This window comes from Pseudomonas fildesensis, from assembly GCF_001050345.1.
GTDB classification, from domain to species: domain Bacteria; phylum Pseudomonadota; class Gammaproteobacteria; order Pseudomonadales; family Pseudomonadaceae; genus Aquipseudomonas; species Aquipseudomonas fildesensis.
In genome coordinates this window covers 24,692-32,370 of sequence record NZ_LFMW01000015.1, presented here as the reverse complement: position 1 = coordinate 32,370, position 7,679 = coordinate 24,692, and the positions used below count along the sequence as shown (strand labels likewise).

11 protein-coding genes are annotated in these 7,679 nt (G+C 56.1%); 2 read left to right on the top strand and 9 right to left on the bottom strand.

Annotated features, from left to right (window positions below):
* The 9 genes from ACR52_RS21515 to earP all read right to left on the bottom strand — a co-directional run.
* A partial coding sequence (locus tag ACR52_RS21515; RefSeq protein ID WP_048729231.1) for a BRO-N domain-containing protein occupies nucleotides 1–497 on the bottom strand: 497 nt, incomplete at its 3' end.
* Between the two features lie 88 nt (nucleotides 498–585).
* A complete protein-coding gene (locus ACR52_RS21510) occupies nucleotides 586–1,302 on the bottom strand; it encodes a 2OG-Fe(II) oxygenase family protein (RefSeq protein WP_048729229.1) in 717 nt (238 codons plus the stop codon).
* A 130-nt stretch (nucleotides 1,303–1,432) separates the two neighbouring features.
* Entirely contained in the window at nucleotides 1,433–1,852 is a 420-nt protein-coding gene (locus tag ACR52_RS21505; protein ID WP_048729226.1) for a hypothetical protein, read from the bottom strand.
* Nucleotides 1,853–1,929: 77 nt separating this feature from the next.
* Complete coding sequence (locus ACR52_RS21500; protein ID WP_048729224.1) at nucleotides 1,930–2,178, bottom strand: hypothetical protein; 249 nt, start codon at nucleotides 2,176–2,178, stop codon at nucleotides 1,930–1,932.
* 210 nt (nucleotides 2,179–2,388) lie between these two features.
* Nucleotides 2,389–2,727 (bottom strand): hypothetical protein, encoded by a 339-nt coding sequence (locus tag ACR52_RS21495; protein WP_048729222.1) that lies wholly within the window; start codon nucleotides 2,725–2,727, stop codon nucleotides 2,389–2,391.
* Between the two features lie 456 nt (nucleotides 2,728–3,183).
* A complete protein-coding gene (locus ACR52_RS21485) occupies nucleotides 3,184–3,585 on the bottom strand; it encodes a type II toxin-antitoxin system MqsA family antitoxin (protein WP_048729234.1) in 402 nt (133 codons plus the stop codon).
* A gap of 5 nt (nucleotides 3,586–3,590) precedes the next feature.
* Nucleotides 3,591–3,887 (bottom strand): type II toxin-antitoxin system MqsR family toxin, encoded by a 297-nt coding sequence (locus ACR52_RS21480; RefSeq protein ID WP_048729218.1) that lies wholly within the window; start codon nucleotides 3,885–3,887, stop codon nucleotides 3,591–3,593.
* A 9-nt stretch (nucleotides 3,888–3,896) separates the two neighbouring features.
* Nucleotides 3,897–5,216 (bottom strand): site-specific integrase, encoded by a 1,320-nt coding sequence (locus ACR52_RS21475; RefSeq protein ID WP_161799312.1) that lies wholly within the window; start codon nucleotides 5,214–5,216, stop codon nucleotides 3,897–3,899.
* 194 nt (nucleotides 5,217–5,410) lie between these two features.
* Nucleotides 5,411–6,550 (bottom strand): elongation factor P maturation arginine rhamnosyltransferase EarP, encoded by a 1,140-nt coding sequence (earP, locus tag ACR52_RS21470; protein WP_048729213.1) that lies wholly within the window; start codon nucleotides 6,548–6,550, stop codon nucleotides 5,411–5,413.
* A 132-nt stretch (nucleotides 6,551–6,682) separates the two neighbouring features.
* Between earP and ACR52_RS21465 the strand changes: the two genes are divergently transcribed.
* Both ACR52_RS21465 and ACR52_RS21460 read left to right on the top strand, forming a co-directional pair.
* Entirely contained in the window at nucleotides 6,683–7,051 is a 369-nt protein-coding gene (locus ACR52_RS21465; protein WP_048729211.1) for a hypothetical protein, read from the top strand.
* A gap of 5 nt (nucleotides 7,052–7,056) precedes the next feature.
* On the top strand, nucleotides 7,057–7,539 hold the full coding sequence (locus ACR52_RS21460) for a GreA/GreB family elongation factor (protein ID WP_048729209.1): 483 nt from the start codon (nucleotides 7,057–7,059) through the stop codon (nucleotides 7,537–7,539).
* Nucleotides 7,540–7,679: the final 140 nt, after the last annotated feature.

The following is a 7,679-nucleotide window of genomic DNA, read 5'->3' as shown; positions in this document are numbered from 1 at the left end:
ACTGCTGGGCGAGCCATCAGGATTTCAATGAGAGACTTCAGCTCCCCAACTTCGCCTCGGAGGGTCTTCAGCTCATCCATAACGCCTTGGGCGATTGGGTTTGTGGATTGCTCAGCGTCGTACTTACCGGTCTTGCGGATGGTCGGTAGGACTTCCTCTGTGACCCACTTACGGAACGGCTCAGAGGCTGGTGCATGGCCCCGTAGGAGCATCTGGTAGAGGGACGCCTCGGTGAATAACCAAGAGTTCGCCTTGACTATCCGCCCGTCCCTTGGAAGATTCCCAATAGACGCAACACGCAGTGCCCCCAGCTTCGCAGCTGCAAGCGAGACTTGGTTGTGTGGGTCCTTCAAGCCAGCCGCACGGGCTACCTGAGTCGCTACGAACAACAGGTCGTGCTCAGGGTGTCCGGTCAGAACGTCCAGTTCGATCCCCATGAAGTTGCGCTTTTCGAATTGCATAGCGGTGGTGCCGGTGGAAACTGTGGAAGCGGTCATAGTTTTGTTCTCTCGTGGTTTAAATTATTGATAGATAGTGGTATTAACGGACAGACTGGGCGTAGCCTTTGCGCTACACACTCAGCGGTTACTTAACTTCGCTCCAATGAACCAATAGATTCCTCTCCCCTGCCGTTACTGGCATCCCGTAGTGCCTATGCGCTTTCCCGTTGAAGAACATCCCGTGACCCACAGGCAACTGAGGGACAACTATGTTTTCACTGAAAGGCCCTGTGTGAACCAGCGTCCCGCCGCCGCTGTGGGTTGCTGTGAGGGCAACTACCAGAGTCACGTCTGAATCCTTGTCGTTATGCCAGTGACCTCGTGGTGTGTTCTCAGGGGTGTACTTAGCGGCCTGTATCGTCCGCAGTTCGCTGGGGTCCTGCGCGAGAAGCACCTTTGCCAAGGGAATCCCCGCGTTTGCCCACAGGCTGTGCAGACAGTCAAAGAGAGGTCTGCACTCAGTCATGAAGGTGACTTCAGGAATCTGCGCCTCATAGGGTTCCGCTTCGTTGACGCTGTAGGTCATGCAATCAAGCTCAAGCATGAGGTCCTTACAGAACGACTCTGAGAGGTACGGGAAGGAATACACGCCGTGCCCGTATGACGTGACTATCTGCAACGCCCTGGCCCACTCGGAATCAGGAGCAAAATCCATAGCGCTTAGCGGGTGCTGATCTTCAGCGTACGCAGCCATCTCCTTCAGAATTTCAAGGGCGGTACGTAGGTCCGGGTGGTACTTGTCCATGGATGGGTACGCATTGAGCGCCCTGCTCAGTACGTGGTTTTGTCCGACTTTCAGCATGTGTGTTGCTCCTTACCAATACATGGGACTTCAACAAGCCACCCGAAAGTGGGCGCGCATAGTGGTGGAAGATATGCATAATCGCAATTTATTTATGCATTAATGCATAAGCACTGACAAAATAGCCCTATCAGAGGGCAATACCAGGCCAGTTCAGGCGATAGCCGATCCACTCGGCAATCCTGCGACCCCATGAGAATTCCCTGCGGACCCGCTCTGCTTCCCGTGCGTCAATGATGATGTCCAGCGGATGCTGTGGGAGCCGGTACAGCGCTGCATGGAGACCCGAGAACTCGCGCTCATCTCCACGGCACCAGTGGAACAGAGCGGCCTTCAAGAGGTGGTGCCCGACCTCCTGCATGGTGTCCGTGAGGAACTGGAAGAACAGACGCCCAGCGTCATCCCGCTTGATGTCAACGCGCAGCCACTGGCGACCGTTGCGGTTCATTACGTACTGCGCAAGGCCTGTCTTGATGGCGTCCTGCATGGCCCCAAGGATCTTGTTGGCGACAGCGGCGGACGTGAAGTTGGTCAGGTTGTATTTAGTCATGAGCTTGAAACTCCGGTATGGGGGGGCTCGTGTGAGCCTTTTTGTTATCTATAAAGGTGGCTGTGGCTTACTGAGATTTACGCGGGGCTGGACTGAGAGGCGCAGACACCCACCCAATGACCGTTAGCAGTACCCCCGACGTACCAGATGTCAGCACGGTTCCAGCCGAGTTTCTTAACGAGGGCCTTAACGGCTGCCTTTACGTTCCCCTCTACGGTCAGCTCATGGTCGTAGCAAACCGTGATGGAGCCAGCAGCCGCAGTAGCCTTCCAACGGGAATCTTTGGTGTCGGTAGCTGGCAGGTACTTGATGGTGATTGCTTGCATGGTGTTGGTGTCCTTAAGTGGTCGATTGCTTGGTGCGCTTTAAGTGGGTGTTTTAAAACCACCTTCACCGCACCGCTTATAAAAACACATTTAATGTGTGTTTGTAGCCTTTAAGAAACCGCTTGGAAGCGGTGTAGGCGCTCAATCTACCGAGGAAGCTCTATGCTGTCAACACATTAAATGTGTTTTTATTGATTAAAGAAACCTACCTCAGTAGATAGGGTTCTTCTTCAGGTAATCCGAAAGGGCCTGACGTACCTCGGGCTTGTTGACTTTCAGTGCCATAGCGAGGCAAAACCAGGAGCCGAAGGCAATACCTGTAAAGCTCTTCCCATCCTCTCTGTGGTAAGTCTCTTCAGCTACGACCTGACCGTTGGCCGTCCATTGGGTTGCACTTAGAACCACCACACCAGACTCCACAAGCTCATCAAGCCCCTTCTCCAAGGTCCTGGCGAAGTCTGAGTGAGTTCGCATACTTTGAATGCCTCCCTGAGCCTTCAGGAACTTGAACAGCTGGTAGGTGTCTGTATAGAGCTTGGGTGTATTCATGTTTGCTACTCACCATTTGTTCTAATCGAAATTGCCCTGGCGCCGAGAGCGTAATTACACCACGGCCCACGCTCAATTGTTGGAGTGAACCATTCAATTTCGGAAAGGGCATTCGCCTGATGCCAATATGCTTGACGGCGTAGGTCCGCTACGATCTCTAAACCCGCTAACTTCTTGTCCTCATCTACCCGATAGCAGCGGACAGCTACCAGCTCTCTACCGTCGCGCCCACCCGGAAGGCCTTCCGCGTTGCTATAGATTCGAACCGCTGCACTTTCAGCCTGTAGCTGCTCGCCTTGGAATACCTTTCTGTCAACTGCCTGAGTAGCCACGGCGTAGACAAGCGTGGTAGCTGTGAGCCCACATCGCGCGGCGACACCAAACAACCGTCTGAACATTGCGAAGCTCCCTTTAGAAAGCCCCAAATGATACCGGTAGTCGCCGTGAGGATCGACCCTAAGCCGTGCGAACCTCGTTGAGTAACTCAGGGTGCCTATCGAGAACTCTAAGAAGCTTTATGAGCGCCAATGGTGGCTTGGTCTTGCCGTTCTCATAACGCGAGAACGCATTGACCCCTCCCCCGAATATCTCAGCGGCTTCCCGTTGGTCCAAGTCGAGTTTCTTCCGCACCTTCGTGATGTAGCCAGGGTCAACGAGGTCCGCATTGATTCTCTTGGAAAACGCGCGCATCTCCTTCATGACCCGATCTGATTCCGCAAGGTCTAAGACCGACTCAGAGCAAGACGGGCAGAACTCCCCCGTCACGTTCTTAATCACTGTGGTTTCGCCCTTGTACGTGTAGGGCACATCGCGGGTGTCATGTACCAAACCCGCAGCGCCGCAAACAGGACATTTCATGGTGTTCATAGCTCCTTGAAGGACACGATTAGCACGTCTTCGATAACCGTGAGTTTCAGGTATACATTCCCCGCCTTCGTGCGTGGCCTATACACGTCTTGCCATATCGTGTGGTCGGCGTAGGTGGTCATGCTCTTGTAAAAATCCATTGGTGAGAGGCCCATTACCACGGCCAGCATATCGGAAAGGTCAAGGTTAAGGGCATCGGCACCAACTCGTGCAGAGTTCGTTGTGCGCACCTTCCCGGATTCAATCAGGGCCTTGACGGTAGTTAGCTTGCAGTGGGGTGTCTTCTTCTCCATGACCGAATATTAACCTAATAGGTTTTTATTTGGCAAGTAGGTTAATTCCGACACCCTTTCCTCTTGCGTAGCAAAGACCCCCTCAATGACGTTCACAAGGGTCCCTATTGGTGTCACTGCACCGCCGTAGGTGTCATAGGTGATTGTCCCGCTTGCGTGTCCCAGGAGCGCCTGTGCGAAGGCTACAGGAACCCCTTTGACCTTGAATGAGGACGCCATGTGGTGCCGCAGGGAGTGGAGTGTCTGATGTGGTGATTTGTCGGGGAGAGCCTTACGGACCATTAAGCCCAGGCCTTTACGAGCCTGTACGTTATCCACGCCGTGATAGACCGGAAGAGGTGGTTTAGGACTGTCGAGAGCCGTTAAGAAGCCCTCAAGGTCGAACCCTAAGACACCATCAACCAGAGGCACCACACGAACGCTGTGCTTGTTCTTAACAGACTGACCTTCAGAGTCCTCACGGATGTTGATGCACATCACACCGTCCACCTCATGGATGTCTTTACGGGTCAGCTGGGTTACTTCACGTGATCGTGCCCCAGTGATCGCCAGTAGAACCATACACCAGCGTTCCCAGCTATCAGCAGGTAGAGAAGCCGCGTGAGTCACCAACGCTTGCACCTGGGCACGCTCAAACGGAATACGCTCACTCTCAGCGCCCTTCTTGAGCTTGAGCTTTGAGGTGTAGGCCTTCGTGAGGTAATCATTATTCACGGCCCAATTCATCACAGAGGCAAAGTGCGTTAGCGTGTTGTTCACTGTCAGAGGCTTGCGAGTCTCTAAGAGTTCGTCACGCATCGCTATGAGGTCTTCGCGAGTGTGCTTTCTGAGGTCTGATAGGCCGGTGACTTCAAGCGCTTCCCCAACCTGGGCGTAGTTGGTCTTGTACCCATCCAACGTGGACTTCTTAACGTCGCCCTCTTTCTCTTTGAGGTACAGCGGCCACAAGTCATCCCAGTGGAGCGGCTCACGGGTTGCCCTAAGGGATTCAGCGGGGCCAGTCCCTACTAAACCTTCGAGGTCGTCCACAATGTCCACAAGGTCCCGTGAGTCGCCCTTAATGCGCTTAACGGCAGCAGCCAGAATCCTTTGGGCACCTACAGCCCCTCGGTGTTGATTAAGGGTGAAGGGCTGTTGAGCCGTGGCAATGCTCAGATTTACCTGTAGGTCCTCGTAGATCGACTCATAGGCCGATAGAGAGGCGTCTGTGTGGGCCACTGTCAGGGCGTTCTGTGCGACCTCTGAGAGCCGCGCCTTGATGTCTGCCCAGGATGCTTCGGGGCTATCGAGGTGGAACACTGCAAGGGCCGCAAGGATGTCTTTGGTCAACTCTGTCGCCTGTGGTCGTTCGGTGGTTCGCAAGGATACCGTAAAGAGTCCTTTGGTAGACCCAACGGTCCTCATCCGCAGGTAGTAGACACCCTCCCTCCTGTACAGATAAGGACGGGCAAGGACAGTTTGTAGCAGCGTTGTAGCAGGCTTGGCGCACACAGTAGGAATCTCCCAGTATCCATTGGGTTCCCTCAGTGCCCGAACCAACTTTCATAAAACTGTACCAGCGCCGTCGCAAGATCGGCCTGCAAGCCTTGTTCCAGACACCACGTTTCGGCGTGCGCGCTCACTTCCGGCCAGTATTCCAGCAGCATTTTCCAAGGGTGTGCCATATCGCCATCAGCGTTCCAGGCTTGCCAAAGTGCGACCAGTGCCGCTTTGGCCGCTGGCGATAACGCGGCGGTGTACAGCTCGAGGAAGGCATCGAGCTTGTCCAGATGGATGTCTTCGTCCTGGCGATAGATGTGCCACAGCAACGGCCGCCCGGCCCACTGGGCGCGCACGAACGAGTCTTCGCCGCGCACGGCGTTGAAGTCGCAGCACCACAGCAGGCGATCATATTGTTCCTGGCGTACGAAAGGCAGCACCTGAACGGTCAGGGCGTCGCGCTGATGAACATCGCCCGCCGCCAAGCCATCAACGCCGAGCCAGCGCTGTACGTCACCGAGGATTCGCCCCTCCGGCACCAACAGATGCGTGGCACACCCGTCCGTCGCCAACACGTCCAGCCAACCGGCGAGCGCGGCGTTTTCGTAGGCAAACAGCGACATCAGCCGCGCACCGGCTGCCGGAAATACGCCCAGTGTTTGCAGGAAGTGTTGCTGCGCAGTGCCATTCTGTTGAAACGCCTGACGCTGTTCCAGTAAGCCGGCCTCACGCAACAAGCCGCCCGTACCGGGGCGAAAGCCGGGAAAGAAGAAGTACTTCTGCACGCCCTTGAACTTCACCGACGGCAAGCGATGGCACCCCACCACCCAGTCTTCGGCGCTGAGGTAATCCAGGTTCATCCACAAGGGCAGGCGTTCGCGCGCGGCCATGGCCTCCATATAGTCAGGCGGCAACTGGCAGGCAAACGCGGCAATCACCACGTCGGCGGATTGGGTTTGAGGCCATTCGGCCGGCCAGTGGCGCACATTGACGCCTTCCTGCCATTGCTGGTCCAGGTGCACATCAATCTCGGGGCACATGCGTTCGAACGCACGCAGGTCATCGACCCACAAGCGCACTTCACACGCGTGCTCCGCCACCAATTGCCGGGCCAGGCGCCAGGTCACGCCGATGTCGCCGTAGTTGTCGACGACGCTGCAAAAAATATCCCAGCGGGCTTTCATTCCGGGCTCCAACGCTCAAAGGCTCGATTGTCCGCATAAATGCCCTGATGCAGAAGGCTTGATCGAGATTATTCTGCACAGCGGCTGTGCGACAATCGCCGCCACGTCGCAAAAGCCTGCCAGGAGGCCCTCATGTCAGATCGTCCGTTGTCGCTGTTCAAGCTCAGTGCCGCCATTGCCTTTGGCATTTGGCTGGGTTTTATCGCCATTGCGCTGACGGCCTGGCTGGCGTCGCGTTACGTGTTCCCGCAAAGCCTGGCGCCCGTCGCCCAGGCGGTTCAGCAATTGGGCAAACCGGCCGCCGTCGCGCCGGAACCGCCGAACCGCATGTTCGAGCAGTACCAACAGAACCTTCAAAAGCTGGAACAACAGCAAGCCCTGGACCAGGCCCGCAACAATGCGCGCAACCTGTCCAACCCCAAATGCCAGTTCTGGCTGCAACAGGACCAGAACGCGCCCAATGAAAAGACTCGCGCCAATGTCCTGCAATTCTGCGATTGATCACTATGAATAAACACGCCGTCCTCCAGTTGATCCTGGACAAACTCACCGTCGACCTCGATATCGCCCAACGCGCCGCGCAGACCGCCTACGAAACTGCGACCCACGAAGAAAACATCGCCGAAAACAAGTACGACACGTTGGGGCTGGAGGCTTCTTATCTGGCAGCCGGGCAGGCCAAGCGGGTCGAGGAAATCAAGCAGTCACTGGCGCTGTGCCAGAACCTGCAGCTGCGTGCTTACGATGATCAGCGGGGCATTGAGATCGGTGCGCTGCTGGGCCTGGTAGATGAGAACAATCGCCAGCAGTGGCTGTTCCTGGCACCGGATGCAGCGGGTTTGAAGGTGGACGTGGTCGGGCAACCGGTGACCGTCATCACTGCGCGCTCGCCACTGGGCAAAAGCCTGTTGGGCAAGTTCGAAGGGGATGAGGTGGAGATTCTGGTGGCGGGCGCCCGGCAACACTTTACGGTTACCGAGGCCCGATAAACCACTGTAGGGGCAGCGCTGTTGTGGCGAGGGCGCTTGCTCCTGCTCGGGTGCGCAGCGCCCGCCGGTTTTTTGGGGCCGCTTCGCAGCCCAGCGGGAGCAAGCTCCCTCGCCACAACAAGCTCGTTCCTACAGTTGTA